Source organism: Bacillus sp. EB106-04-02-XG92 (genome assembly GCF_058791995.1).
Genome location: NZ_JBYTEA010000006.1, coordinates 238,345 through 265,082, shown reverse-complemented (window position 1 = coordinate 265,082; position 26,738 = coordinate 238,345). Strand labels below are relative to the sequence as shown.

The window sequence follows — 26,738 nt, the reverse complement described above, 5'->3', positions numbered from 1 at the left end:
TCCTTAGCCTTTGCTACTTCTTGTACTTTCACTTCTTCTTTAGGCTTTACTACTTCTTGTACTTTCACTTCTTCTTTAGGCTTTGTTACTTTTTGTGTTTTAGCTTCTTCCTTAGGCTTTGTTACCTTTTGTGTTTTAGCTTCTTCCTTAGGCTTTGTTACCTTTTGTGTTTTAGCTTCTTCCTTAGGCTTTGTTACCTTTTGTGTTTTAGCTTCTTCCTTAGCTTTAACCATTTTTTGTACTTTCGCTACTTGCTTCGTTTTCTCTTCAGCTTTTTTTTCAACTGGTGCTGTACTTGATAGGAAAGAAACATTTACATAAGCTGTTTTTCCTTTATATTCAAATTGTAACCAACCGTCTTTTACTTGATGCGTTGATTCAATTACATCATTTGTTTTTAATCTGCCAAGTATTTCTGATTCTGTACTTGCATCAGAACGGACATTTAACAAGTTCGCTGTTACATAGTACACATCTTTTGTAAACTCCGCACTTACAAATACTTCTTTACCATTTAAATCAATTTTGGACCATCCTTCTTCCGTATGTATAACCTTTAACTTTTCTCCTTCTTTTACTTTTTTGACAACTTTTGATTCAGTAGTCGGTTTTTCACGTACGTTGAGTACATCCGCTGTTACGATTGTTTCTGCAGTAGCAACTGTGGTAAAAGCCCCCATCCCAAAAACTGTTGCTGTAGCTGCGCCAATTATTTTTTTCATATTAGCCTCCATTACATTTTTTTGACTTCTATTATATCAAATGCTTCCATAAAATCAGGTATTTTCACAGAATATCAAAACTTTTGTAACAATATATTAATATTACTTAATATATTGTTGTTAAAAATATCCTTTTTCTTCAAGAATATCAAATTTATACATTTTCGTTCAATACATAAATAATCACCTCATCATATATAAAATGAGGTGAGCAAAAGGCTATTTGTTTAAGAATTTCTACAGTTATCTTTCTTGATTATCATAATATGTTTTATCTGCATATTTTTTATCATTTCCTTTTAAATACGCTAAGATTATTTTTGGATTTTTAACTAAAGTCCAATCTCCATATGTATCAAATCTTCTGCACGAAGTTATCATTCCATTTTTTATTGTACCGAACTTCTTATTTTGTTGTTTTCCCCATTCTTTTAAACGTTTTGCAAAATCTGCATCTTCTGCCATAAGCATATTTTCATTAAATCCATTAATCGCCATAAAATCTTTTCTATAGCACCAAAAAATCCCGACAGATATAGCACCATACTTAAAAAATAATGGAATTATTATTAACAATGCGGAAACAAATATTCCTAAAGATATTCTTTCAAACTTACCGGTTACCCCACCGCCAATATATTTACCTGAAACTAAATATTTGTCTACGTTAGACAAAAAAGACTCTGTCATTTGCGTATCAGCATCTATAGTAATGATTATTTCTCCAGTAGCTATCGCGGCTCCTGCATTTCGGATTTTTGATAAATTTTTATCGTCATTTTTTAATGTAATACAGTTATACCCCTTTGCTATTTCTTCTGTTTTATCTGTACAACGATTTAAAACCACTATGACTTCAGTTTGATTTTTATATGCTTCCGCTGCCTTTGAAATGGAATCTAAACATTTTCCAATGTACTTTTCTTCATTATGCGCAGGGATTATAATAGAAAATTTTATATCTTTCTTTAAATCGTTTCTTGAAGATTCATTCGTTTCTTTCATAACACACCCCTTTTTATAAAGTGAAACTTTAATCAGTGGGGGTTTTCTTCATCCCCTCACTGATTATTAGTTGAACCAATCGGACTTTTATGGGCAGCCCGCCCCCCACCTAACTTCTTTGCTTTCGCTGAATTTTGAGGTGGGGGTCTTACTGCCCATTAAAGCGGGATAAAATGAAATTTCGCTCTATATAACATATATTAATATTTATGAGGTTGTATTATAAAACTTTAAAATATACTAATACTAGTTTGATTAAAGTTACCTAGAATCCTACTACCAAAACAAAGTGAAACAATACTTTTTATGCTACACGGTTATCGCGATTCCTGCCACAAACAAACTTACAATCGCTAAAAATTTTGTGCCGACTATAGCCCCTCTTAAATGAAACTTATAATCTTTATATTCCTTCATGCCTTCTGTACTAGGAATAACAACAAATCTTGGGGTAATCCAGCAAAAGATTAGCCAATCCAGTATAAACAAATCTACTACATTAAAAATCATTAAAATACCAAAAGTATGTAAATAGGCATCAATATATAATAATTTTTCATGTTTATGTAATATATATGTAGAAACGAAAGGAGTACCGAAAAAAATAGTGTTATATGCCATGTTAAAATAAATTGTTTGCTTTTTTTCATGAATCGATTTTGGAAACACTACCTTTTGAATATCTTTCGGATACTCAGTTAGCGAAAGACGCGGATTATAATATAAAGATCCTAAAATCATTACGGATAATACAATAGACATAATGACACCAACGTACATCATTTGCTCAAATGGATTCATATGATACAATCACCTTTTTCTTTAATTACTTATGTTTCTCCTTTACTTAATTACACATTGTATGCTCATAAATAACCAAAAATTAATACCACCTTCAACACCCAATCAAAATTCTTGCAATGCAAAAACAATTTTTATAAAGTGAAAACCTAATTAGTTAAGTTAGGATTGGTGAAAACTATGAAAATAGAACATATTGCAATATGGGTAAATGATTTAGAATTAATGCGTTCTTTCTATACAAAGTACTTTAATGGTAAATCGAACTCTTTATATCATAATGAAGTGAAACAATTTGAATCTTATTTTATTACGTTCGAATCTGGAGCAAGACTTGAAATTATGCGTAAAAAAGGTATAGAAAAAGAGCCTAACCCCAACATAACTGGCTATGCTCATATGGCTTTCTCTGTCGGTAGTGAAGAACGTGTAAATGAATTAACTACAACATTAAAAAATGATGGTTATCCTTTATTGAATGGACCACGTTTTACTGGAGATGGCTATTACGAAAGTGTGATAAGCGATCCTGAAGGTAATCAAATTGAAATTACGATTTAATTTATCTTTTTTTCCTCCAAACTAATGAAAATTAGTTTGGAGGAATATATTACATTAAGGAATGGCAAATTATTTTCGTAAATGGTGTTCATGATGATTATGAGTGTTGGCAAGCTGGTGTTCAATGTGAGGATTGGCTTGTTGTTACTGCACCTTGTAATGATATCTTCACTTGCATTCCCGATGGATTTAATAAAAAATAGCTAATGGCATATTCCCATTAGCTATTTTTTATTTTGAAGAAATATTAACAAAGCGTCTCTTTCCCAAGATTCCAACTAAACCATCTCCCATGCCCTTCTGTTTCCCCAACCGTTTCACGATATTCGTTTCCGTTAATATAATAATCAATATGAAGGTCCCGGTCCCACATGTTGTTATATAGGTGGAATACATCACGTTTTGCGCCGATTTCTTGTATTTGTTTTTCTAGCTTATATTTTACTTGTTCAGGTATTTGATTTGCGACGTGTGTATGGAAAATACAGATTACAGCATCTTCACTTATTTGCTCAATAATAGATGGCAATAGCTCCACACCGTCTCCTTCTATTAATTGGACAGATTCATTTTTTACTAAAGATGCTGCTTGGTCAAACATTTCAAGTCTTTCTTTATGTTCTGGCCAAATGAGTGAACGTAACCATAAATAATCTTCATCACTATGTAAATCATTCACATGTAAGTCTAGTCCGATTCTTTCTACGACAGATGGACTTTCTTTTAGAAAATGAGGCACATTCTCCCCTCTTATTTCAGAAGTTACATGCACATTTGAATTTATATTTCCGTATGTTTCATCTGTTCCGTACGAATAGCTATATTGGTCCCAGAATAGTTGTAATCCAGAACTTGTCCCAATTTCAATTAACACTAACGGCTTCTTCACTTTACTAAATATGTAACAGAAACTTGGGTATAAGTACGCACATCGCCTTACTTCATTCGTTTGAACAAGTTTCGTTTGTAACAAAGTAATGATTTCTTTTCGGTACGTTTTACAGAATTCTTTAAAATGATAAAAAGCTTTTTCTAAATCCGTATTAGCATTTTCAACTAAGCTACTATAATACGTTTTTACATGATGTTCTTTCCCTGTTAGTAATAAATAATGTACGGCTCCTAATAGTAAGTTTGGGACTGGTTGGCCTGCTTGAGCGTAGGAAGATAGTGTAAGTACTTCCTCATCTTCAGCAATTTGTATTGATAAGTATTCATATAAGTCACTTGACCCTTTACATTCCTTTATTGAAAAATTTCGAAATAAGTTTGCGATTTGTTCTTGTGTACGCATTGGTATCTCTCCTTTTTAATGTCACAGAATAATCTTACTATTCAAAGAACGAAAATTCCATAAAAAGGTATCCATTCTACCCACTTTCGTATACGTAAGCTTTTTCGGGATAATTTCAAACTGTAATTTTTTTCTATTTATCACCTTAAAAGAGCTTGTTAAATAAGATTTTTGGCGAATAAAACGTTAAATAGTTTAAAATTATCAGATAACACTAGATATTTTAGTCTATTAATTATTATAATAGAGTATGAGATGGTTATATAATTGAGACAAAAAAGGTAAATACCTAGGTGGGGCCTAGGCGGTGTTTTCATTTTACGGCTTAGATATAAAAACACCTACTCTTTTTTGCCAATATAGGGGATGGAGAGATTATCATGAGCAACATGCAGCAAAAAACAGACGTTATCTTAATTGGTGCAGGAATTATGAGTGCAACGTTAGGCTCATTACTAAAAGAATTAGCACCTGAATGGGAAATTAAAGTTTTTGAAAAACTCGCAAGTGCCGGGGAAGAAAGCTCTAACGAATGGAATAATGCAGGTACAGGGCATTCTGCGCTATGCGAACTGAACTATACTTCCGAAAAATCTGACGGATCTATAGATATTAGTAAGGCTGTAAAAGTGAATGAGCAATTCCAGCTTTCAAGACAATTTTGGGCATATCTTGTAAAAAGCAAATTAATTCGTAATCCACAAGATTTTATTATGCCTCTACCTCATATGAGTTTAGTACAAGGTGAAAAAAATGTTGAGTTTCTAAAAAACCGTTTTGAAGCGCTTTCAAAAAATCCACTGTTTCAAGGTATGGAATTTTCTGATGCTCCTGAAACATTAAAAAAATGGCTTCCACTCATTATGGAAGGACGTACACCTAACGAACCAATGGCTGCAACGAAGATTGACTCTGGAACAGATGTTAACTTCGGTGCATTAACTCGTATGTTGTTTGATTACTTACAAACGAAAAATGTTGAACTAAACTACAAACATAGTGTCGAAAATATTAAACGTACGAAGAATGGTTTGTGGGAAGTAAAAGTACACGATATGAATAGTGGTAAAATCGAACATCATACTGCAAAATTCGTCTTTATCGGCGGCGGTGGTGGTAGTCTACCTCTACTACAAAAGACTGGCATCCCTGAATCAAAACATATTGGTGGATTCCCGGTAAGTGGACTATTTATGGTATGTAAAAATCAAAAAGTTATCGAGCAACATCATGCGAAAGTATACGGTAAAGCTAAAGTTGGCGCTCCGCCAATGTCTGTACCTCACCTTGATACGAGATATATAGACAATAAAAAAGCTTTACTATTTGGACCGTTCGCAGGGTTCTCTCCTAAGTTCTTAAAAACTGGCTCAAATCTTGACTTAATCGGTTCTGTAAAACCGAATAACGTCTTAACGATGTTAGCTGCTGGTGTAAAAGAAATGGGATTAACAAAATACTTAATTCAGCAAGTTATGTTATCACATGAAAAACGTATGGAAGAATTACGCGAATTCATTCCGAACGCGAAAAGTGAAGATTGGGATATTGTAGTTGCTGGGCAACGTGTGCAAGTAATTAAAGACACTGATGCTGGCGGTAAAGGTACACTTCAATTCGGTACCGAAGTTGTTAGTGCGGCTGACGGATCAATCGCTGCATTACTTGGCGCATCACCAGGTGCTTCTACTGCCGTTCACGTCATGCTTGAAGTATTAGAAAAATGTTTCCCAAGCCGCATGGTAGAGTGGGAAGGAAAAATAAAAGAAATGATCCCTTCTTACGGCATTTCACTAACAGAAAACCCAAGATTATTCCAAGATCTTCACACTTCTACAGGTCGTACGCTTGGATTAAATGAAAAAGAAACAGTTCATAACTAAAGAAAAAACGTCCGATATATTCGGGCGTTTTTTCTTTACTAGAAATTATATTTATCAATATTCTCTTTCGTAAATACAACCCGCTCTGGCAATACGATGATCCCGTTTCCTTCTGCCTCATAATCATAACCTTGGATGGAGTTTGGCTCTACTTTCACTTTTCCGATTCCTTTTACTTCAAAACTATCCCCTACTTTTAACTTCTTCCCTTTTACTACTATTTCATTTGCTACATACGTTGCGAGTGCACCTTGTTGTTTTACATCCCATAATCCAAATTGTTGTACTGTTCCTCGTTTTACGTAATCACGCATAACGTTTGGTGTAGAGAAGCCAGTTACAACAACTTTTTTATCCATTTTCAAGTTTTCAGCTGCTTGTGCCATCGCTGGTAGTGCCGTTGCATCCGGGCAAATGACTGCATTAATATCTGGATACGTTTTTAATATGTTCTCCCCTACTGATAACGATTTTTGCGCATTATTTTCGCCGTATTGCGTCGTTACAATTTCCCAGTTCGGATATTTCTTTTTAATAATTTCTTTCGCTTTCGTTACCCATTGGTTTTGATCCGTTACTGTTGGACTAGAATAAAAGAATGCTACTTTTCCTTTATCTCCAATTTGTTTGGAAGTCGTTTCAATTAATAAATTAGCAAGTTGATCTGGTGTTCCTTGGCTTATATAAAATGAACGGTCTTTCGGATTGACATCAGAGTCCCATGTTAACACCGTCATCCCTTTTTTCTTAGCACGTTGCAATGATTGTGATAGACCATCTACTGACGTAGAAGAGACCATAAGTGCATCATAGTTTTGATTAATAAAGTTGTTTATATATTTCACTTGACCAGATACGCTTGCTTCAGACGGTCCGTCGTATTTCACTTGTACGCCTAGTTTATCTCCCATCTCTTTTGCTCCTTCACCACCCGATGTAAAGAAGCCAACTCCAGTTAATTTCGGAATGAATGCAAATTTCACATCATCTGCCTTCTTCTTATCTGCCGTTTGACTAGAGCAAGCGATTAAACCGATTAAACAAATGCATACAATGAATACAATCCCTAGTTTTCTCTTCATGACATTTCCTCCTTATGCAAGTTCTTTCTTTTCCACGGTGTGAATTGACGTAATTTCAAATGTCTCATAATAACTGAAAGAATAAGAATAATACCAATAACTACGTTAGATTGTTCATTTGTTAAACCCGTCATTTGTAAGCCATACTGCATGACTCCAATAAAAATACTCGCCAGTACAGTACCGATAATACTTCCTTTTCCCCCTGTAATAAGTGTCCCGCCTAATACGACTGCTGTAATGATTGGTAAAATCGTTTCACTTCCCATATCAGCACGTGCGGAACCGAAATATGCAGTTAAGAAAGTGCCCCCTAGTCCACCTCCTAACCCGGAAAGTATGTAAGCGATGATGACTACTTTTTTCGTTTTGATCCCAGTGTATTTTGCTGCATTTTCATTCGCACCTGTTAATTTTACGTGGCGCCCATAAATAGTACGGTGAAACAATACAGTGTATAAAATCGTTAATATAATCAGTAGCCATAATAAATTCGGCATCCCTATAAAACTACCGTTTGCCAGTTGTACAAATGCGTCAGGTAAACCACTTATCCCTTCATATCCAGAAGCACCTGCCCCTCCTGAAATGACAAGTGCAATTCCGCTGTATAAAAACATCATTCCGAGTGTGACGACAAGTGGCTCTACATCTGTCATTTTTATAATGATTCCATTTAAAGCTCCCGCTAAACAACTGATTATAAGAGCTATTATGACCGCTAGCAAAATAGGTATTCCATTCATCCAAAGCACACCGATTAAGATAGAAGTTAGCCCCATTATGGAACCGACCGATACGTCAATTCCTCCTGTTACAATAACGAAAGTCATTGGTATCGCCGCGATTGCGATAAAGAGGAAATCGTTTGTACTAAAAAGGAGATTACTAACATTTAAGAAATCACTATTTATAAAACTAAAGAGAATGAATTCTAAAAGAAGTAATACGATTAGAACACCTTCCCATCTGTATACATACTTCATAGATTCATCCTCCTTTCTGTCTTCCACTTTTTCATAACACTATCTAATATGACGATTAGTAATAATAAGAAACCTGAAATAGCATTATTCCAAAATGCTGGTATTTTTAAAAAGACGAGTGAACTGCTTATCGCCTCTAAAAATATCGCTCCTAATGCAGCTCCAACTATAGAACCCGTTCCTCCTTTTAAATGAACTCCTCCTAGTACAGCAGCTGCGATAACCTGTAGTTCTATCCCGGTGCCTGTTTGATTTGGAACGAATCCGATATTCATAACAAATATGCAACCAGCGAGCGCAGCGCTTATGCCTGAAATCATAAACGCATATATCTTCACTGTATTAACAGGTATACCAATGAGTCTCGCGCCATCTTCATTATCACCTACCGCATAAAAGTATCTTCCGAATGGCACTTTACTTAAAAAAAAGTATAGTAGTAGTAATATAATAAGAACAACCCATACAATTATCGGCAAACCAAGTATGACGATCGATGACAGTTGCTTAAAATCGTTTGGTATATCTTCAATCCACTTTCCGCCTGTGAAAATTAACATCGCACCTCTAATGACCCCTAACATACCTAATGTCATAATAATAGCTGGTACCCGAAACTTCGCAACGCCAATCCCATTTGCGAAACCGATAATAGCTCCAAGTATGACAGCAACAGTAATAGACAAGAATGCACTAACCCCATCCGTTAACAACATTCCGCAAACAGCTGCGCTTAATCCCATAATTGAACCGACTGATACGTCTATATTTTTCGTAAATAAGACAAACGATTGGCCAATTGCTAGCACGACTAAAATAACGCTTGATTTTATCATTAAAGATAACGAGTTAAGCTGAACGAAACTTGGATTTATCATTCCGACAATGGCAATGTAAATGAGTAATAATAGTATGATAGACGTTTCATGCATTTTTAACATGCGTTTCATTCCGTTACACCTCCGTATGCAAGACGTGTAACTTCATCTACAGTCATATTTTGTTTCTCTAAATGAGAAACAAATTGTCCATTTCGCATTACATATACACGGTTTACTAATTGAACGATTTCTTCAACATCAGAAGAGATTAATAATATTGCGAGTCCTTCCCTTTTCATTTTTTCTATCGTCTCATATACTTCAAGCCTTGCTTTCGCATCAATTCCGCGAGTCGGTTCATCAAGAATAATAATTTTAGGATTACATGCGAGATACTTTGCAAGCACGACCTTCTGCTGATTACCTCCCGATAAACATGCCAGTTCTTCATTCATATTCTGCACAACAATTCGGAATTGTTCTATAAACGAATTAACTAAAGCGCTTTCTTTTTCTTGATTTATAAAAAAGCGATTATTTTGCTGTAAACTTGCTGCAGTCATATTTTCTTTAACTGATGCAATTGAGAAAATCCCATTTCTTGCTCTATCCTCTGGCACATAAACTAATCCCTCGCTAAGTCTTTTATGCAAAGAGCATGAATCAATTGATTTTCCTTCTAATAAAATAGAACCTGATTTTATAGACTTCAATCCAAATATGGCTTCTGCTAATTCCGTTCTGCCTGATCCAACAATGCCAGCAATACCTACAATCTCCCCAGCATGTACAGTAAATGATATATTTTCGAATGCGTGACTCGTTATTTCAGTTACTTCTAATATTTTTTTCGTTACCTTTGTCTCGTGCACTACTTCTCTTTTCTCTTCTTGTTTATACCCTTTCGGTAATAACCCCTCCATTAGCATGTCATATGTATAGTTACATACATCTCCTTGGCTTACAATCATTCCATCACGTAATATCGCTACTTTGTTCGCAATTTCAAAGATTTCTGGAAAGCGATGCGTAATATATATCATTCCAATTCCTTTTTCTTGTAAACTTTTCATCAGCACAAAAAGACTCTTTATTTCGTGAGTTGTTAATGTCGATGTTGGCTCATCTAAAATAAGAATCTCGGCTTCCCGTATTGATCCTCTAACGATTTCTACTAATTGTTGCTGCGCAATGGATAGTGATCCTCCTAGTTCTTTAAGGTCAATATCCCATCCTAAACTGTCAATCAAATGCTGAATCTTTACTTTTAATTCCTTTTTCTTTCCTTTTAGTCCGATACATATATTTTCTTCAATGGTCATATGCGGAAAAATGAGTGGTTCTTGTGGTATTAAGTAAATCCCTTCTCCATGTGCTTCTTTCGGATTTGCAAACTGTTTCCTCATTCCTTTTACATACATTTCTCCACTATCATACGAATATAACCCCGTTAATATTTTCATTAGTGTTGATTTTCCAGCACCATTTCCTCCAACTAAAGCGAATATATCACCACGCTCTACTTGTAAGTTCACATCTTTTAGCACAAGTTGATTTGAAAATGCCTTACTCATTTTCTTTACTTGTAATAAAGGTACGTTCTCCACATGATGTCACCTGCCTTCATCCAGAACATTTTTTGAGAAAATGATTATTTGTTCTACTTGTTTTGTAGCATTGTATATTCCTTTTTTCATATCTAGAACACTTTTTTCACCAGACAATTAATCGTTTCAACTGGAATAAACAAAATATACGGCACATATGTTTAAGCAGTGGTCAATTGTTGAAAGGGATGACGAGTATGACACAGCTGAACTTTGAACAGAATTTATTAACTAAAGTAGCTTGGTACTATTATAAAGATCAATTAACACAACAGGAGATCGCTTCACTTCTTCATATTTCAAGAAATAAAGTCGTCCGATTATTAGAAAAGGCGCGCAGTGAAGGTATCGTTACATTTCACGTAAAAGGGACTGGTTTACACTGTTTAAGTATTGAGCGTGACCTAATGAAAAAATTCCACTTAAAAGATGCTTTCATTATCCCTACTCCAATAGACAACTATCACGCTTCTCTCGGAAAAGCTGCTGCACAATATTTAGAAACTCAGCTCCAGCAAGGTGATTTACTCGGCATTGGGTGGGGTGAAACGATTAGCAAAATGCTAGAAAACATTCACTTTGAAAGTTCAATTAATCTTTCAATCGTAACGCTAACAGGCGGAGTAAATCACTATCTCCCGAGAAAGCAAAACTATTTACACTGTATGCAAGGTGATCTTCACATTATCCCTACGCCGTTTCTAGCATCTACAACCGAAATGGCACAAAGTATTCTATCAGAACCGAGTGTAAAAGATATGCTTCATGTCGCTTCACTTGCACATACGGCAGTTGTCGGTATTGGAGGATTATCTCAAGACGCTACAATTGTAAAGGAAGAAAAGTTAACACTACGTGAGATGACATATATTCGTAGTCAAAACGGAGCTGGTGATATTTTAGGGCAGTTTTACAATACGAATGGTGATTTATTAAATCTCCCACATCATAATCGACTAATTGGTACGCCGCTCACGATTCTGCGCAAAATGAAACATGTCGTTGGTGTTGCTGGAGGTATAGAAAAGATAGATGCAATTTATGGTGCCTTAAAAGGAAAGTTCATTCATACATTAATTACTGATGAGGAAACGGCCCTCTCCTTATTACGAAAGGATGGTGATTGTTAATGTCTCATTTATTAGCTTTTGATGCTGGTACAGGAAGCGTTCGAGCTGTTCTTTTTGATTTATTAGGTAATCAAATTGCGGTTAGTCAAAAAGAATGGGTTCATAACACGGATCCTCGTTACCCAGGTTCTATGAATTTTGATGTAATAGAAAACTGGAAGCTAGTACAACAGTGCACGAAAGAAGTTTTACAAAGAAGTAATGTCACGCCCTCTTCTATTCTAGCTATTAGCGCTACTAGTATGCGAGAAGGTTTTGTTTTATATGATAAAGGTGGGCAAGAGATATGGGCTTGCGCGAATGTTGATGGACGTGCATCTGCTGAAGTTAGTGAGCTAAAAGAAATACGGTCACATCTTGAAGAAGATTTATATACTAGATCTGGTCAAACTTTTTCATTAGGTGCTTTACCTCGCCTACTTTGGATTAAAAAACATGAACCAGACGTCTATAGCAATATTCATTCTTTTACGATGTTAAACGATTGGATTTTATATAAACTAAGCGGCGTATTACAAATCGATCCTTCAAACGGATGTACATCCGGTATTTTTGACCTGCAAAATAGAGTATGGGATAACGATGTCGCTATCGAGTGCGGTTTGACGTTGCCATTTTCACCAATAGTAAATGAAGCTGGTACAGTAATTGGTACCGTCACAAAAGAATGTGCAGCATTAACTGGATTATGTGAAGGAATTCCTGTCGTCGCCGGGGGCGGAGATGCTCAAATGGCCTCACTCGGAACAGGAGTAGTTAGGCCTAATCAAACATTAATATGCGGAGGTAGTTTTTGGCAGCAAGAAGTAAATGTTACTGAGCCAATAACAGATCCACAGGCTTCCATTCGAGTAAATTGTCACGTCGTACCTAACCTTTGGCAATATGAAACGATTGCCTTTTTTCCAGGGCTTGTTATGCGCTGGTTTCGAGACGCTTTTTGCCACGAGGAAAAGAAACTTGCTGACAAGCTCGGTGTAGATGCTTATGCCTTATTAGAAGAACAAGCGAAAGACGTACCTGTCGGCTCACATGGTATTATCCCTACTTTTTCAAACGTAATGAACTACATTTCTTGGCGTCATGCCGCACCGTCTTTTTTAAATTTAAGTTTAGATGCAGACAAATGCGGAAAAAAAGAACTGTTCCGTGCTATTGAGGAAAATGCTGCCTTCGTTACACTTGGCAATTTAAAATTAATAGAAAATCTCACAGGAACATTCCCCTCTGAAGTAATTTTTGCTGGCGGTGCTGCTAAAGGAAAACTATGGCCACAAATTTTATCGGACGTACTTGGTATTCCTGTGAAAGTACCTGTTGTAAAAGAAGCCGCTGCTTTAGGAACTGCGATTGCTGCTGGAGTTGGCGCAGGCATATATTCATCTATGGAAGAAACTGCTGAACAGTTTGTACAGTGGGAGCACACATTCGAGCCAATTACTGAAAATCATGAACTATATAAAGAATTCTATGAAACATGGAAAACTGTGTATGACTGTCAACTCTCTTTAGCTGATAAAGGGCTCACCTCACATATGTGGATTGCGCCTGGTGCACTGTAACACATTACATAAAGGAGTGAAAAGTATGTTAAAAGCGAATGAAAATGATTTCTCCTATCGCTTCGGTGATAACGGACCGAAATATTTAATACAAGGTCCGAATATTGATCTTGGCCTTGTTGTCATTCAGCCTGGGCAAGAGTTTCAAAATCACTACCATACGACGTGCGAGGAAGTCTTTTATGCATTAGAAGGTGAAATTGATTTCTATGTGAATAACGAAAGAGTTCCGATTAAACAAGGCGATGTATTGCAAGTCCGCCCTCATGAATCTCACTATCTTATTAACCATTCTGACAAACCTTTTAAAGCAGTTTTTATTAAGTCACCACATTTACCAAATAAAGATACGGTACAAGCGGAAAATCCAACATTAACGAAGGAGTGATTTCTAATGACTTGGGGATTTAAAAATCGATTAAATACAATTTTACCTGATGGAAGAGCGGTTATGTTAGCGATAGATCACGGCTACTTTTTAGGACCAATTCACGGGCTAGAACAGCCACTTGAAACAGTTAAAAACTTACTTCCTTACACAGATTCCCTCTTTTTAACTCGAGGTGTACTTAGCTCCTGTATTCCTGAAAACTGCAGCACACCGATGGTTATGCGTGTATCAGGCGGAGCTACTGTTGTCGGTAAAGATTTAGCGAATGAAACAATTGTTACACCTGTAAAAGAAGCAGTAAAACAAAACGCAATTGGCGTCGGTGTTTCTGTTTTCGTCGGATCAGACTATGAAACACAAACCGTATCAAATCTCGCAAATGTAGTTTCAGAAGCTCACGATTACGGCTTGCCAGTACTCGGTATTACTGCTGTTGCGAAAGAATTGCAAAAACGTGAAGCACGCTTTCTAGCACTCGCTTCCCGCGTATGCGTTGAAATGGGAGCTGACATTATTAAAACGTATTACTGCGAAGGATTCGAAAAAATAACGAGTACTTGCCCTGCCCCAGTCGTAATCGCTGGTGGTCCAAAACTAGATTCAATTGAAGACGCATTAAACATTACGTACAATGCACTGCAAGAAGGTGCAATTGGCGTAGACATGGGCCGAAACATATGGCAATCTGAACATCCTGCTGCGATGATTCAAGCGATTCATGGTATCGTGAAGAATGGGTTGAATGTAAAAGAGGCACTCCAATTATATGAAGATGTAAAAAATTAAAACAAACGAACAAACTATTGCGCCCATATGTTAGATTACTGAGTAATCTAACATATGGGCTTTCTTTTACATTTTTCATTGTTTTGAATTTAATCTATAGATCGCGCACATTCCAAACAATCTCACCGCGTTCACCAAACGTACTGTGATGTCGCTTAAATCCTATCTTTTCTAATACACGGAAAGATGCAGTATTCCAAGCACCTACAGTAGACCAAAGTCTATGACGACCCGTAGCAATCGCTGCCTCAAGCACTGCTGATGCTGCCTCTGTCGCATAACCATTACGATGAACACTTTGGAACAATTCATATGCAATCTCTGGCTCTTCAAGCGTGGAACGACCGATGATTAAACCACAATATCCGACGAAATCCCCTTCTTCTCGCCTACGTATTGTAAGAAGAGAAATACCATTTTCAGTTGCTTTCTTGCGCATTTCGATAAGAGAGCTACGAACAGATTCGATGGTTGGCATGTCCACACCACGTTCACCAATTAATTGTCTCAGCCAGATTGCATCAGATTCCTCCCACATATTCAGATCGAGTCGTTCCGTTTTTAACTGGAACGCCATATCTTTAAAAACAGCTGTCATAGCGGTAACCTCCTATTTATATCACTGTACTACTTATAATAGTTTCGTACTTTACCATATGGGAAACCTGCTTGATTCATACATTATTATTTTATGCATAAGCAATTCCTCCGCTAAATAGCCCTTGTTATCAAACTTCATTTTAAGTCTATAACATTTGATTTACACTTAATATTTAAAAATGTATTGCCCTTTCTTTTTTGCTAAAATAAAGAAAAGGAGGAATGATTATGCAACGAATGAATTTTGAACGACCTACTGATTATTACGATGAAAGATTATATACTATCGATGAAAAAATTTGTGCCCTATTAAAAGAACGGAAAGAACTTTCAGGTGGTGATCCAGGTTTTCCACATGATGAAGCTATTTATAAATGGGCAAAGCAATACGGATTTTATCCAGACTACTTAAATTCACTATTCTCTTCTATGATGGACGAAGGTGAATTTAAACCTCGCGTAGAACCAACTACATTCAAAAAACATATACCTGTTTTTAAATCTTATGAACATAATGGTATCATGTATACCGTAACTTTTATTCGGCAGTATGCAAATGCTAGTGTAGTTTATTTATATAGCGATTGGGATTCTACGAATGACGCTTTTAATGAAAATAAGCCTCATAGTTTCTTCCAATTATCAATAGATGATACATATGACTGCTGGTCAGAAGGTGGTGGCGGCACTGATGGACATTTTAGTCATCATTTCGTTATATCTCCTGCCCTTCTTGATAATTTGTCTGGAATAAGCTTACGATTTAAAGAACTCAATATGCCGTTTAGAAAAGATCAAGCTGTACTTGAGTTTGAAATTCAATTGGATTAAAAAGAGCGTAATCTAGCTGGAAATTAGACTAGATTACGCTCTTTTAGTTGCTAGTTATGCAGTTAACCTTCTACTTACTTATTCAACAATTGTCAGTTCATATACAATTGCGTCTTTACTGCTTTTTGTTTTATCTTGAATCGTAACAATATCTCCAGCTTTTATTTTCGAAGCGTTCACTATTTTTACCATCTCTGGTGGAACAACCCCTCCATCGTTCTCTTTATTTAGCGGTAACCACTTTACTGATTTATTAGTTGCTTCTAAAATTTTATATTTAATTGTACCATCATACTTTATTTCACCAACAAGATCTTTTACTAATGTAGGTGTATATTTACCCTCTTCTTTTTCTAAAGAAATATGATCACCTATATCTGGGATACCGTTTCTTACAGTTGCCTCCCATTTTGTTGGATTTAAATCATTTAAACTTACCTTCACACTGTCTTCTTTATTTGAATTAGCATCTTTTAGAAATATTTCATTATACTTCTTATCAATAATGATATATTCTTTCTGCTCTACTATTTTTGCACTACTTTCACGTTTTACTTCTTCATTGTTAGATACTTCTTCTTTCACACTATTATTACTACATGCTAATAATAATGTCGTCGCTAAAGTTGCCATTAGTAATATTTTTTTCACTTCATTTACCTCCATTTATAACGAAACAATAAAACATATATTACATCCATATTTTACTATACATCAAAAAAAGAGGATATTTGTTTATTACTAAACAAATATCCTCTACCTTTACATATATTACGACTGTTGATAAGCCGCTTTCGATGATTTCACATAATAAACTGCGTGATCCACGTTAATGATATGATCTGGTTTCGGCTTACCACGACTCGCTCTATGACCTGCTAAATGTTCTTCACTTGTTTCCCAGTTTTTCCATGCTTCTTCAGATTCCCAGCGAATCATAACGACAACTTCTTCATCGCCGCGTCTTACTTTTTTCACAAGAACACTTAAGTCAATGAAGCCTTCAAATTTTTCAATAATACCTTCGCCAGTGAAACGTTCTACAACTATATTTGATGTACCTTCTTTTACTGTAAATGTTTTCGTTTCGATAAACATATATCCCACTCCCTCTTTATAATACGAATACTACTATTCTTCTATTATAGTTGATTATGATAATTATTTTCAATTATAAAGTTTTAATTATTTGCATTATGCTGTTTTCTCTTCAACTGCCTCATCTAAAAATTTGAAATACGGAAGTAATAATCCTATTAAAGAAGTAACACATATAATCGCACCGATGATAAAGTAAAGTGATCTTACTCCCCACATTTCACTTAGTATGCCTCCTAAAAACACACCTAACGGCATAGCGGATCGTATGAAAAATAAACGCACTGAAAATACTTGTCCTATCATATTGTTTGGTACTGTTTGTTGGCATATTGTTATGTTATGTATATTGAAAAAGGCAATGCAAATGCCTGCAACAACTTCAATGAACACTGCAATTACTATACTATGATTGAACGCTAGAGAAATGTATGTAAGTCCTCCTATAAACAATCCACCAAGCATAAGTATACGCCGGCTTTTATATGTTACTTTTCCGACTAGTATAGATCCAACTACATATCCAAGCGGGAATCCGGCCATAAAATAACCAAACTCTGCATATCCTGCTGACAGCTCATCTTTTATATAGGGAAGATTTGTAACTAGCGTAACCCCAACTCCAAATTGCACGAAAGTAAGAAAGACACCGAGCCAAACGATAACTGGTTTTGTGAAAAAATATGCAAAACCGTGAAGAAACTGTTCTAGCCACGTTTTCCGAATGGATTGTGTTGTTCTCTTTTCTTTTATATAAAGTAAAAAAGCGCCACTAACAAATAGACAAATACATACGAAAGTTAGTGTAAGTTCTACTCCAATCAAATGAATGACTACTCCGCCTAATACAGGCCCAAGAAACATCATAAGACGAGCCATGCCATCAATATACGCATTTGCGTTTTGAAGCTGTTCTTTACTTACAATGCTCGGTGTAATTGCTTGACTTGCAGGTGTATACAGCGGCGTAATAAGTCCGATTATAATTTGTACGACATACACATGCCAAACTTCTATATTACTTGTAAGTATCATGACGAACGGCAATAAGAAAACGGAAGCTCGCACCCATTGCGAAAATATCATAATCCACTTCCTGCTCCATTTATCAATAAATGGGCCACTTATAAGTTGCAGTATGAGTGATGGGATAAAGTATAGTAACCACATACTACTTAACGCTGTTTTTGACCCTGTTAATTCGTAAACAAGAATTGAATTACATAACGTTCCGAAAGCCCCGCCCAATTCTGAAATCGCGCTACCTATCCACATGAAAAAGAACGAACGATTTTTCAATACATTTTTCAATTTCATACACCAACTTTTCTCTTAAATTCCTCCCTTTATGTAAATTCTAGTTGCATATTATCTATTTAAAAACGCATCTAATTCTTTCGCTAATGACTGTACTGCTTTCTTTCTTAATACATATTTCCCGTCATGTATATCAACTAACTTCGCTGCACGTAACAATTTCAAATGATGGTGTACAGTCGATTTACCGAGTTGCAGTCTTTCTGTAATTTCCTGCAAAGTTCGTTCTTTTTCAAACAACATTTTTACAATGCGTAATCTTGCTTCATCCCCAAGTGCTTTATGTTTTTGAACTAAAAAATAATTCGGTTCATATAGATCTTCAGGGTGGATGCTTTCGTTTGCAACTGGGTAATGAAATACTTTCGTATCTTCAATATCTGCCTCAATATTCCACGGTCTGTACGTCATTTGCGGGATAAGAATTACGTTATGAACACTTGGTTCTGGCATATAGTTCACACCACCAGTCGCCCACTCGACAAACTCTTCCGGTTTCATCTTTTTATTCATTTCATTTTTCGCTTCATAATCTCTTTGTAATATAGAAAGTATTTGCTCTTCCTCTTTCTGAATAACACTCTCATACCAACCTGTCATAACGGCTACTAAATGGTCCTTTAGTTTTTGCACATCGATATTACATATAAAACGAATATACCCGGAGAAAAACTGATGATCTTGTGTCAGCTCCTCTAGTTCATGTATTGCAGTAACGTCTCCACTTGCTGCTAAATGTCTTTTCTTTTCATATTTCTCGCCTAAAAACGGTAGGCATATGTATTTCAAATATTCTTCTGAAAGCGAATCGATTTTAGCATGAAACTGTGATAAGTCATGAAAATCCTCTTTATACAACAACTGAAGTAACGCTTTCCACGTATTATGTTCCTCTACAAACTGTAAGTGCTCTCTCATTTCTTCTGTTAATGATTCCTTAATTTCTTCCCATTCATTTTGACTCTTTTCAAGAGTATCGATTAACCTTTTATGAGTAATTGCTGCAATGCCAAGTGCACATTCGAAAAGTATCGAATATTTTACTTGAACGTTATAAGTTTCCCTCTTTCTACTCGTTATGTGATAGACCTCCATTTTTATCCCTCCTTGTTTGCTATATATTGAATTCTATTTTTATCGAATTTCACCTTCTATATTTTTAGAATAAAGAACATTTTAGTTGAAACACATTCATTCTAACTTAAGAAGAATAGGAGCTTTTTTATATACAAATAATAAGCCTCAAGGAGTTGTTGAGATGCATTTTATACTAAATATGTTAGGGATTTTCGTTGTCATATTAATCGTTTTCCTCTGTTCGCCTAATAAAAAACAAATAAAATGGAGACCCATCGTAATTCTAATCATATTGGAGCTCTTTATTACATGGTTTATGTTAGGCACGAAGCTCGGTAGTATTATCATTAATAAAATTGCGTCATTTTTCAGTTGGCTACTTTCATGTGCAAATGAAGGAATTCGGTTTGCATTTCCTTCCGCTATGGAAAATCAAACAATTGATTTCTTCTTTAGCGCATTACTTCCAATCATTTTCGTTATCACGTTCTTTGATATTCTTTCTTACTTTGGAATCTTAACTTGGATTATTGATAAAGTAGGTGCAGTTATTTCAAAAATTTCTCGTTTACCAAAGTTAGAAAGTTTCTTTTCGATTCAAATGATGTTTTTAGGAAACACTGAAGCACTTGCCGTTGTTCGTGATCAACTATCTGTTTTAAAAGAAAATCGTTTATTAACTTTTGGAATTATGAGTATGAGTAGTGTCAGCGGATCCATTCTTGGCGCTTATTTATCAATGGTACCAGCCACATATATTTTCAGCGCAATCCCTTTAAACTGTATTAATGCATTAATTTTAGCCAATGTATTAAATCCTGTGGAAGTTACGAAAGAAGATGATGTCGTATATACACCTTCAAAACATGAGAAAAAAGATTTCTTTTCTACTATTTCAAACAGTATGTTAGTCGGTATGAATATGGTTATCGTTATTTTAGCTATGGTAATTGGTTATGTAGCATTAACTGCATGTTTAAACGGTATTTTAAGCTTTTTCGTAACAGGTTTAACAATTCAAAAAATCTTCTCCATTATCTTTAGTCCCTTTGCTTTTTTACTCGGTTTATCGGGCAGCGATGCGATGTATGTAGCTGAATTAATGGGGATTAAAATAACAACGAATGAATTTGTTGCAATGATGGATTTAAAATCGAATCTAAAATCGTTACAACCACATACGATTGCGGTTGCAACGACATTTCTAGCTTCTTTTGCTAACTTTAGTACAGTGGGTATGATTTACGGAACTTACAATTCATTATTTGGCGGAGAAAAATCAGCCATAATCGGTAAAAATGTTTGGAAGCTTCTTGTTAGTGGAATGGCAGTTTCCTTATTAAGCGCTATGCTTGTTGGGCTATTTGTATGGTAAACACTCTTTAAAATAAAAGACACTCAATCAAATTGAGTGTCTTTTATTATTATTTTCGAATTTGTCCATTTCCACGAATCACATATTTTGTAGAAGTTAATGCCGGTAGTCCCATTGGTCCCCTTACATGTAACTTTTGTGTACTGATGCCAATTTCAGCGCCGAATCCGAATTCAGATCCATCAGTAAATCGAGTTGATGCATTATGATACAGTGCAGCCGCATCTACAGCTGTGAAGAATGTGCTGACGTTTTCCTCGTTTTCTGAAATAATCGCTTCGGAATGCATAGAACCATACGTATTTATGTGATAAATCGCTTCTTCTATAGAAGAAACTACTTTCACTGCCAGCGTGAGTGATAAAAATTCTGTTTCCCAATCTTCTTCTGAAGCAAGTACAATTGAAGAATCAATTGCCAATGCTCTCTTATCACCACGTAGCTCCACATCTTTTTCCTTCAAAGTAGAAAACAGTTCGCTACCAAATTGCTGCGCCCACTTCTCATGAAGTATAATCGTTTCAATGGCATTACATACAGATGGCCGCTGCGTTTTTGCATTTATAATAATATCAATTGCCATTTGTTTATCCGCTGTTTCATCAATGAAAATATGACAATTTCCCGCACCTGTTTCAAGTACTGGAACAGACGCTTCTCTTACTACAGTATCAATTAATTGTTTACCACCTCTTGGAATTAGAACGTCTAGGTAATCATTCATTGTAAATAACTGCTTTGCGCTATCACGCGTTGTATCTTCTATAAGCTGTACACTTTCTGGAGGCAAGCTTGTTTCTTTGAGCGCCTCGTGAATAACAGCAACGATAGCTTTGTTAGAATGGATAGCAGAAGAACTACCACGTAATATAACTGCGTTTCCTGTTTTCAAACAAATTGTAGCAGCATCTACTGTTACATTTGGTCTTGCCTCATAGATCATCCCAACAACACCAAGTGGTACACGCATCTCCTGAATAGATAGTCCATTTGGCCGTTCCCATTCACTTACACATTCTTGGGCAGGATCACGTAATTCGATTAATTGCTTAATCCCCTCTGTCATATCAACAATTCGTTGTTCAGTTAGCATAAGTCGATCAAGGAGTGAATCAGAAAATCCTTTTGCCTTACCTTCCTCGATATCTCGTTTGTTTTCCTCTAAAATATAAGCTGTTTCTACTATTAGCCTTTCAGCAATTGCAGCAAGTGCTTCGTTTTTTTGACTTGTAGATTTAAGCACAAGATCCATAGCAACTTCTTTCGCCCTTTTCCCCTTTGCCAACACTTCATTCATTTTTATTTCCTCCTTTTTAACATCACTATTCTTAAAGTGAAACCCAATAATCTCTATGAATGACTTCATAATTATGCCTATCGCCTCTTGCTTGAATTTCTCCGCTTTGCATACCTTTTATCTCTCTTAATTCCTCTGCGCTATATGTGCATTGTCCTTTTCCGATTACGCGTCCTTGCTTTGTCATTACTTCTACGACATCGCCAACTTTGAAAAATCCTGACACATTTGTAACGCCAGCAGGAAGAAGACTCTTACCATGCTGAATAATAGCTGAAGCTGCTCCAGCATCTACTTCAATTTGTCCGCTAACGAGTGAATGCAACGCAATCCATTGCTTGTTCATCTTCATTTCTTTTTGAGGAGCATTTCCGACATATGTTCCATCACCTTTGCCCTTCAAAACATCTACAAATTTCTCTTGTCCACGCCCTGTTCCGATAAATACACTCACCCCAAGAGAAAGTGCCGTCTTCGCAGCATCAATTTTTGATTTCATACCGCCAGTCCCAAGTTTGGAACCAGCATCTCCTGCAAGAGAAGCAATCTCTTCTGTAACTTCAGGGAGGAAATAATATTTTTTCGCATCCGCATTTTTCTGAGGATTTTTATCATATAGACCGTTCACATCTGTAAAAATCATAAGCATATCTGCCGAAACAAGTCCGCTTACTAAAGCTGATAGCATATCATTATCACCGAACGTTAGCTCTTCTAAAGAGATGGAATCATTTTCATTAATGATTGGAAGAGCAGAACGGTTTAGTAACTCTCCTAAAGTAGCGTAAGCGTTACTATATTGTTCTTTTCTAGAAAAGTCACTTCTCGTCAGCAATAGTTGCGCAGTAACGATGCCATATTTACGAAACTCCTCCGTATACGCCTGCATTAACAAACTTTGTCCGACAGCCGCAGCAGCCTGTTTTCCTTTAATTGTCACAGGTCTACTAGGATACCCTAAAGCTGAATAACCTGCAGCGACGGCCCCAGATGTAATTAACAAAACTTCATGCCCTTCCTCTTTCAATCGAGCCAATGCGGCAACGTGATCTGAAAGTTGTTCTTTAGAAATGCCTCCGTGACTATCTGCCAAGGAACTGCTACCAATCTTTACAACAATTCGTTGTTTTTTCACTTTTGTATCCCCCAAGTCTAAAATCAAAGTTTTTTATAAATTACACTTTTATTCATTCGGCTTGCAGCGATTTCCATTCTTATCAGTGCTGCACCTAGCCTATTAAAGAGCAAAATAAAAATGACCGCTTCGCCCTTAATAAAATAAAAAGGACGAAACGGTCATTGTTCCGCGGTACCACCTTAATTGATATACATAGATATCCACTTGGCGCCTATAACGCAGGCGAACGCCTAAACTTTCATTTAAGACTCAGGGATAGGTTCGATATATTCTATACGAGGAATCTTTCAGCCGGTGAATTCCACTCTCTTTCGCAAGAAGACATATGTACTATTTCCCTTCAACGATTTTCGGTTTAATTTTTTTATATTATGCGATATAGTTCGATTTGGTGTCAAGAGTTATTTTTAAAAATAAATAGAGCGGAAAGTAACTTGTATGAAATTACCCCCCTACTGAATGAAAATACAAATCGATATAAGGTTAACTCATGTACATAAATATAATCTCTTAAATTATAGTGTATATATTTACAAAATGTCGAATATAATTCATTTTTATCTTTTACTGTTGCAAAAAGGAATATATTCTCTTAGAATGTTTCTTTATATTGCATGGAGATGTTATTGTTATTTTAAGATAACAATTTCGAGATAATATAATTTATTATAAAAGGAGCAAAATTAAATTATTATGGATAAACAAATTGGATTCATCGGATGCGGAAATATGGGAATGGCTATCATTGGCGGAATGCTAAACAAAAAGGTAGTGTCTGCAAATCATGTTATTTGTTCGGATTTAAACACTACGAATTTAAAACATGCTAACGAAAAATATGGGCTAACTACAACTACTGATAATACTGAGGTAGCTAAAAATGCTGATATTTTAATTTTATCAATTAAACCAGACCTATACGCAGCGATCATTAACGAAATAAAAGAAGTCATCAAAAACGAAGTTATCGTCGTAACAATCGCTGCCGGCAAAAGCATTAAAAGTACTGAAGAAGCTTTTGATAAAAAATTAAAAGTTGTAAGAGTAATGCCTAATACACCTGCTCTTGTTGGAGAAGGAATGTCTGCATTATGCCCTAATGAAATGGTGACAGAGAAAGATTTAGAAGATGTGCTAAACATTTTCAATAGCTTTGGTCAAGCAGAGATTGTAAGCGAAAAATTAATGGATGTTGTTACATCTGTAAGCGGTTCTTCACCAGCATACGTATATATGATTATAGAGGCGATGGCAGATGCAGCTGTACTTGATGGTATGCCTAGAAATCAGGCATATAAATTCGCAGCTCAAGCTGTATTAGGCTCTGCCAAAATGGTACTAGAAACAGGAATACATCCAGGTGAATTGAAAGATATGGTTTGTTCTCCTGGCGGAACAACGATAGAGGCTGTAGCAACATTAGAGGAAAAAGGCTTACGCACAGCCATCATTTCAGCTATGCAGCGCTGTACACAAAAGTCTATTGAACTGTCTAGTCAAACAAAAAAATAAAACGAGAAAAGAAATCACGTTAGCTATGAATTTAATTGAAAAATGGTGCATTACATACTCTCCCACTTTCACAAAATAATAAACGGACAAACTCATAAACACTTGAGTTTGTCCGTTCTTTTGGTTATACTGAGATAATTTTATTTATATCTTCTTTTGGAATTCTAGTTTTAACTCTTCTTTATTCCCTACTACGCTTGTGTAATTTTATTAGAAACTAATAATTTTTCAATGCATTTCGGCAACATATCTAATAGCGTTTCAAATGCGTAATTTACATCTAGACGTTCTGTCCATTGATGGGCATCTTTTCCTACCGGCCCCATATTTAATACTGGAACGTCAAACTCTTCTAGTTCCTGAAGAGGGATCGAGTAACCTTTATCCCATAATGGCATATTGTCTACAAGTGAACTCATTGAATGTAGTGGATTCTGTAAGCCCACATAGCTCAAATCTGAAATTCCTCCAAAATAGTTTTGGTTTTCAAATGTAATGTTATGATTGTAATGTGCATACTTTTCCATTTCTGCAACTACTTCTTTAATTAATGGATCGTTGCGTGAACTTACAGCTGGATAATATGGTGGAGCGAAGAAAAGTACAATCATCGGCGCCTTTTCTTTACATAAAATAGCTAGTTTATCTACTAAATCAATTGTTACCGCACGATCATCTTTCTCTTCTCTATTTTTTATTATATTAGATTGAATATCAGCTATTTTCGCTTGACCATGTTGTTCAATTGCATAAGCGATAAGCTCTTCGTACGTTAATACATTCACTTTCATATTAGGCGGTATAAACGGATTATATTTAGAAAAACGATATGCTTGCTTTTCATATTTCTCTTCTATTTTCTCTGCTACTTTCGTTACTTTTTGACGTAACAATGAAACGACATCTGTCATTGATTTTTCTAGTAAAAACAAATTAAATAATGTAACGGCACGATGCGGAATTTGGACAGAATAATCCTCCTTTAAGTCCCGTTGAAGTAAGTTAGTTGGCGGAGGACTCGCTTCCCCTTCTACAATATCACAAAGGTCCGTATTCAACTCTAATTCTGCTGTGATTAATGACGCCATATAACTACCATTTAAGCCCGCAAAAGGTTCACCTACATGTGTTTCTTTACCATAGCAAAGAAATCCAGGTAACACTTTACCAATAGAACCAGTGTAAATATACTTATTTTGGTCACCAGGATGTCTTGCAAACATAGGCTCTGAATTTAGCACTGTTTTATAATTTAAATCATGTTCTCTTGCTAATTCTAGTAATCTTGGAACAGCAGCCCTCATCCCCACCGAATTTACTTCTTCATCTGGAACTGCCAATAAAAGAACATTTCCATCAAATCTTCCTTCACAGGCCTGCTCAATCATTGCCATTTGTAACGTGAGGCCGCATTTCATGTCCATTGTTCCTCTACCAAATAGCCAATCTCCTTGTTCTATATCTTCACGTACATGGCCTGGTAGTTCATCTTTATGAGAATAAAACATAGACGTTAACTTTTTAGGATTGAATGCATCCTCTTTCCATACTCCGTAATCTTGTACATCTACAACATCAAAGTGACTAACTAGAATTACGGTATTTTTTGTACAATCGCTTTTCTTTACGAGCGCTGTAACAAAATATCGTCCGTCCCCCGTCGGATTTTTTTGCAAATGATCTGGGTTTTCTTTGAAGTACTGTAAATCAGATAATTGTTCCTCAACAAAGTCTGGCAATATTACTTCAGCTTCTGTACCTGTAATACTAGGAATTTCAACAAGACTGCTTAATAATTGAATCAATTGTTCTTTTGATTGCCACTTTGACATATAAATCCCCCTATTTTTCCGCATTATGAA

The 26,738-nt window shown here is 35.8% G+C and carries 25 protein-coding genes and 1 other annotated feature; of the genes, 9 read left to right on the top strand and 16 right to left on the bottom strand.

Annotated features, from left to right (window positions below; all coding sequences use genetic code 11):
* The 3 genes from AC3WVA_RS17450 to AC3WVA_RS17440 form a co-directional block, all read right to left on the bottom strand.
* A partial coding sequence (locus AC3WVA_RS17450; protein WP_492322064.1) for an SH3 domain-containing protein occupies positions 1-722 on the bottom strand: 722 nt, incomplete at its 3' end.
* Positions 723-965: 243 nt separating this feature from the next.
* Complete coding sequence (locus AC3WVA_RS17445) at positions 966-1,727, bottom strand: glycosyltransferase family 2 protein (RefSeq protein ID WP_098347417.1); 762 nt, start codon at positions 1,725-1,727, stop codon at positions 966-968.
* 309 nt (positions 1,728-2,036) lie between these two features.
* Complete coding sequence (locus AC3WVA_RS17440) at positions 2,037-2,528, bottom strand: nitroreductase (protein WP_142342063.1); 492 nt, start codon at positions 2,526-2,528, stop codon at positions 2,037-2,039.
* Positions 2,529-2,708: 180 nt separating this feature from the next.
* Between AC3WVA_RS17440 and AC3WVA_RS17435 the strand changes: the two genes are divergently transcribed.
* On the top strand, positions 2,709-3,089 hold the full coding sequence (locus AC3WVA_RS17435) for a VOC family protein (protein WP_071757181.1): 381 nt from the start codon (positions 2,709-2,711) through the stop codon (positions 3,087-3,089).
* A 247-nt stretch (positions 3,090-3,336) separates the two neighbouring features.
* Here AC3WVA_RS17435 and AC3WVA_RS17430 read toward each other — a convergent pair whose 3' ends face one another.
* Positions 3,337-4,383: a DUF2332 domain-containing protein gene (locus AC3WVA_RS17430; RefSeq protein ID WP_098347419.1), complete on the bottom strand. Its 1,047-nt coding sequence runs from the start codon at positions 4,381-4,383 to the stop codon at positions 3,337-3,339.
* A 380-nt stretch (positions 4,384-4,763) separates the two neighbouring features.
* Here AC3WVA_RS17430 and AC3WVA_RS17425 point away from each other — a divergent pair, with 380 nt between their 5' ends.
* The gene (locus AC3WVA_RS17425; RefSeq protein ID WP_048526078.1) at positions 4,764-6,266 is read left to right on the top strand and encodes a malate:quinone oxidoreductase; all 1,503 of its coding nucleotides are present in this window, start codon (positions 4,764-4,766) and stop codon (positions 6,264-6,266) included.
* Positions 6,267-6,304: 38 nt separating this feature from the next.
* On the opposite strand, the gene lsrB is transcribed toward AC3WVA_RS17425, so the two are convergent.
* Genes lsrB through AC3WVA_RS17405 form a run of 4 tightly spaced genes read right to left on the bottom strand, consistent with a single transcriptional unit; the run spans position 6,305 to position 10,762 of the window.
* The gene (lsrB, locus tag AC3WVA_RS17420) at positions 6,305-7,348 is read right to left on the bottom strand and encodes an autoinducer 2 ABC transporter substrate-binding protein LsrB (RefSeq protein WP_098880690.1); all 1,044 of its coding nucleotides are present in this window, start codon (positions 7,346-7,348) and stop codon (positions 6,305-6,307) included.
* The gene (locus AC3WVA_RS17415) at positions 7,345-8,334 is read right to left on the bottom strand and encodes an ABC transporter permease (RefSeq protein WP_142341979.1); all 990 of its coding nucleotides are present in this window, start codon (positions 8,332-8,334) and stop codon (positions 7,345-7,347) included. The genes lsrB and AC3WVA_RS17415 overlap by 4 nt, the downstream gene beginning before the upstream one ends.
* Positions 8,331-9,284 (bottom strand): ABC transporter permease subunit, encoded by a 954-nt coding sequence (locus tag AC3WVA_RS17410; protein WP_098880692.1) that lies wholly within the window; start codon positions 9,282-9,284, stop codon positions 8,331-8,333. The genes AC3WVA_RS17415 and AC3WVA_RS17410 overlap by 4 nt, the downstream gene beginning before the upstream one ends.
* Entirely contained in the window at positions 9,281-10,762 is a 1,482-nt protein-coding gene (locus AC3WVA_RS17405) for a sugar ABC transporter ATP-binding protein (RefSeq protein ID WP_142341980.1), read from the bottom strand. Before AC3WVA_RS17405 ends, AC3WVA_RS17410 begins: the two co-directional genes overlap by 4 nt.
* 197 nt (positions 10,763-10,959) lie before the next feature.
* Between AC3WVA_RS17405 and AC3WVA_RS17400 the strand changes: the two genes are divergently transcribed.
* The 4 genes from AC3WVA_RS17400 to lsrF are packed head-to-tail and all read left to right on the top strand — an operon-like array spanning position 10,960 to position 14,631.
* Positions 10,960-11,892, top strand: a complete 933-nt coding sequence (locus AC3WVA_RS17400; protein ID WP_048526084.1) for a sugar-binding transcriptional regulator — start codon at positions 10,960-10,962, stop codon at positions 11,890-11,892.
* Complete coding sequence (gene lsrK, locus AC3WVA_RS17395) at positions 11,892-13,454, top strand: autoinducer-2 kinase (RefSeq protein WP_142341981.1); 1,563 nt, start codon at positions 11,892-11,894, stop codon at positions 13,452-13,454. Before AC3WVA_RS17400 ends, lsrK begins: the two co-directional genes overlap by 1 nt.
* A gap of 25 nt (positions 13,455-13,479) precedes the next feature.
* Positions 13,480-13,842 carry a cupin domain-containing protein gene (locus AC3WVA_RS17390; RefSeq protein WP_098347425.1) on the top strand — a complete coding sequence of 121 codons (363 nt, stop codon included), beginning with the start codon at positions 13,480-13,482 and terminating at the stop codon, positions 13,840-13,842.
* Between the two features lie 6 nt (positions 13,843-13,848).
* On the top strand, positions 13,849-14,631 hold the full coding sequence (lsrF, locus tag AC3WVA_RS17385) for a 3-hydroxy-5-phosphonooxypentane-2,4-dione thiolase (RefSeq protein WP_000219778.1): 783 nt from the start codon (positions 13,849-13,851) through the stop codon (positions 14,629-14,631).
* A 94-nt stretch (positions 14,632-14,725) separates the two neighbouring features.
* Here the strand turns inward: lsrF and AC3WVA_RS17380 are convergent, their stop codons facing one another.
* Entirely contained in the window at positions 14,726-15,229 is a 504-nt protein-coding gene (locus AC3WVA_RS17380; protein ID WP_098880695.1) for a GNAT family N-acetyltransferase, read from the bottom strand.
* A 230-nt stretch (positions 15,230-15,459) separates the two neighbouring features.
* Between AC3WVA_RS17380 and AC3WVA_RS17375 the strand changes: the two genes are divergently transcribed.
* Positions 15,460-16,062, top strand: coding sequence for a hypothetical protein (locus AC3WVA_RS17375; RefSeq protein WP_142341982.1), 603 nt, complete (start codon positions 15,460-15,462; stop codon positions 16,060-16,062).
* A gap of 78 nt (positions 16,063-16,140) precedes the next feature.
* Here the strand turns inward: AC3WVA_RS17375 and AC3WVA_RS17370 are convergent, their stop codons facing one another.
* The 4 genes from AC3WVA_RS17370 to AC3WVA_RS17355 all read right to left on the bottom strand — a co-directional run bounded on the left by AC3WVA_RS17370 (position 16,141) and on the right by AC3WVA_RS17355 (position 19,572).
* Entirely contained in the window at positions 16,141-16,728 is a 588-nt protein-coding gene (locus AC3WVA_RS17370; protein WP_098880697.1) for a hypothetical protein, read from the bottom strand.
* Positions 16,729-16,833: 105 nt separating this feature from the next.
* Positions 16,834-17,160, bottom strand: coding sequence for a heme-degrading monooxygenase HmoA (gene hmoA / locus AC3WVA_RS17365; protein ID WP_000469503.1), 327 nt, complete (start codon positions 17,158-17,160; stop codon positions 16,834-16,836).
* Between the two features lie 96 nt (positions 17,161-17,256).
* On the bottom strand, positions 17,257-18,477 hold the full coding sequence (locus AC3WVA_RS17360; protein WP_098880698.1) for an MFS transporter: 1,221 nt from the start codon (positions 18,475-18,477) through the stop codon (positions 17,257-17,259).
* A gap of 51 nt (positions 18,478-18,528) precedes the next feature.
* A complete protein-coding gene (locus AC3WVA_RS17355; RefSeq protein WP_098880699.1) occupies positions 18,529-19,572 on the bottom strand; it encodes an ArsR/SmtB family transcription factor in 1,044 nt (347 codons plus the stop codon).
* A gap of 163 nt (positions 19,573-19,735) precedes the next feature.
* On the opposite strand from AC3WVA_RS17355, the gene AC3WVA_RS17350 reads away from it, so the two are divergent.
* Positions 19,736-20,929, top strand: coding sequence for a NupC/NupG family nucleoside CNT transporter (locus tag AC3WVA_RS17350; protein ID WP_098880700.1), 1,194 nt, complete (start codon positions 19,736-19,738; stop codon positions 20,927-20,929).
* Between the two features lie 49 nt (positions 20,930-20,978).
* On the opposite strand, the gene AC3WVA_RS17345 is transcribed toward AC3WVA_RS17350, so the two are convergent.
* Both AC3WVA_RS17345 and proB read right to left on the bottom strand, forming a co-directional pair.
* On the bottom strand, positions 20,979-22,226 hold the full coding sequence (locus AC3WVA_RS17345) for a glutamate-5-semialdehyde dehydrogenase (protein WP_098347433.1): 1,248 nt from the start codon (positions 22,224-22,226) through the stop codon (positions 20,979-20,981).
* Positions 22,227-22,257: 31 nt separating this feature from the next.
* The gene (proB, locus tag AC3WVA_RS17340) at positions 22,258-23,361 is read right to left on the bottom strand and encodes a glutamate 5-kinase (RefSeq protein ID WP_071759022.1); all 1,104 of its coding nucleotides are present in this window, start codon (positions 23,359-23,361) and stop codon (positions 22,258-22,260) included.
* A 145-nt stretch (positions 23,362-23,506) separates the two neighbouring features.
* Positions 23,507-23,717 (bottom strand) — a binding site (T-box leader).
* Between the two features lie 340 nt (positions 23,718-24,057).
* Between proB and proC the strand changes: the two genes are divergently transcribed.
* On the top strand, positions 24,058-24,876 hold the full coding sequence (gene proC, locus AC3WVA_RS17335) for a pyrroline-5-carboxylate reductase (RefSeq protein WP_098347434.1): 819 nt from the start codon (positions 24,058-24,060) through the stop codon (positions 24,874-24,876).
* A 191-nt stretch (positions 24,877-25,067) separates the two neighbouring features.
* Here the strand turns inward: proC and AC3WVA_RS17330 are convergent, their stop codons facing one another.
* A complete protein-coding gene (locus tag AC3WVA_RS17330) occupies positions 25,068-26,708 on the bottom strand; it encodes a M20/M25/M40 family metallo-hydrolase (RefSeq protein ID WP_098347435.1) in 1,641 nt (546 codons plus the stop codon).
* Positions 26,709-26,738 lie beyond the last annotated feature (30 nt).

Coding starts and splice junctions, on each gene's coding strand:
- AC3WVA_RS17400 (WP_048526084.1), top strand. CDS start 10,960: ATGACACAGCTGAACTTTGAACAGAATTTATTAACTAAAGTAGCTTGG.
- AC3WVA_RS17355 (WP_098880699.1), bottom strand. CDS start 19,572: ATGGAGGTCTATCACATAACGAGTAGAAAGAGGGAAACTTATAACGTT.
- lsrK (WP_142341981.1), top strand. CDS start 11,892: ATGTCTCATTTATTAGCTTTTGATGCTGGTACAGGAAGCGTTCGAGCT.
- AC3WVA_RS17445 (WP_098347417.1), bottom strand. CDS start 1,727: ATGAAAGAAACGAATGAATCTTCAAGAAACGATTTAAAGAAAGATATA.
- AC3WVA_RS17375 (WP_142341982.1), top strand. CDS start 15,460: ATGCAACGAATGAATTTTGAACGACCTACTGATTATTACGATGAAAGA.
- AC3WVA_RS17435 (WP_071757181.1), top strand. CDS start 2,709: ATGAAAATAGAACATATTGCAATATGGGTAAATGATTTAGAATTAATG.
- AC3WVA_RS17425 (WP_048526078.1), top strand. CDS start 4,764: ATGAGCAACATGCAGCAAAAAACAGACGTTATCTTAATTGGTGCAGGA.
- AC3WVA_RS17360 (WP_098880698.1), bottom strand. CDS start 18,477: ATGAAATTGAAAAATGTATTGAAAAATCGTTCGTTCTTTTTCATGTGG.
- AC3WVA_RS17370 (WP_098880697.1), bottom strand. CDS start 16,728: ATGGAGGTAAATGAAGTGAAAAAAATATTACTAATGGCAACTTTAGCG.
- proC (WP_098347434.1), top strand. CDS start 24,058: ATGGATAAACAAATTGGATTCATCGGATGCGGAAATATGGGAATGGCT.
- AC3WVA_RS17350 (WP_098880700.1), top strand. CDS start 19,736: ATGCATTTTATACTAAATATGTTAGGGATTTTCGTTGTCATATTAATC.
- hmoA (WP_000469503.1), bottom strand. CDS start 17,160: ATGTTTATCGAAACGAAAACATTTACAGTAAAAGAAGGTACATCAAAT.
- AC3WVA_RS17390 (WP_098347425.1), top strand. CDS start 13,480: ATGTTAAAAGCGAATGAAAATGATTTCTCCTATCGCTTCGGTGATAAC.
- lsrF (WP_000219778.1), top strand. CDS start 13,849: ATGACTTGGGGATTTAAAAATCGATTAAATACAATTTTACCTGATGGA.
- AC3WVA_RS17430 (WP_098347419.1), bottom strand. CDS start 4,383: ATGCGTACACAAGAACAAATCGCAAACTTATTTCGAAATTTTTCAATA.
- AC3WVA_RS17440 (WP_142342063.1), bottom strand. CDS start 2,528: ATGAATCCATTTGAGCAAATGATGTACGTTGGTGTCATTATGTCTATT.
- AC3WVA_RS17380 (WP_098880695.1), bottom strand. CDS start 15,229: ATGACAGCTGTTTTTAAAGATATGGCGTTCCAGTTAAAAACGGAACGA.
- AC3WVA_RS17415 (WP_142341979.1), bottom strand. CDS start 8,334: ATGAAGTATGTATACAGATGGGAAGGTGTTCTAATCGTATTACTTCTT.
- AC3WVA_RS17410 (WP_098880692.1), bottom strand. CDS start 9,284: ATGAAACGCATGTTAAAAATGCATGAAACGTCTATCATACTATTATTA.
- AC3WVA_RS17345 (WP_098347433.1), bottom strand. CDS start 22,226: ATGAATGAAGTGTTGGCAAAGGGGAAAAGGGCGAAAGAAGTTGCTATG.
- lsrB (WP_098880690.1), bottom strand. CDS start 7,348: ATGAAGAGAAAACTAGGGATTGTATTCATTGTATGCATTTGTTTAATC.
- AC3WVA_RS17330 (WP_098347435.1), bottom strand. CDS start 26,708: ATGTCAAAGTGGCAATCAAAAGAACAATTGATTCAATTATTAAGCAGT.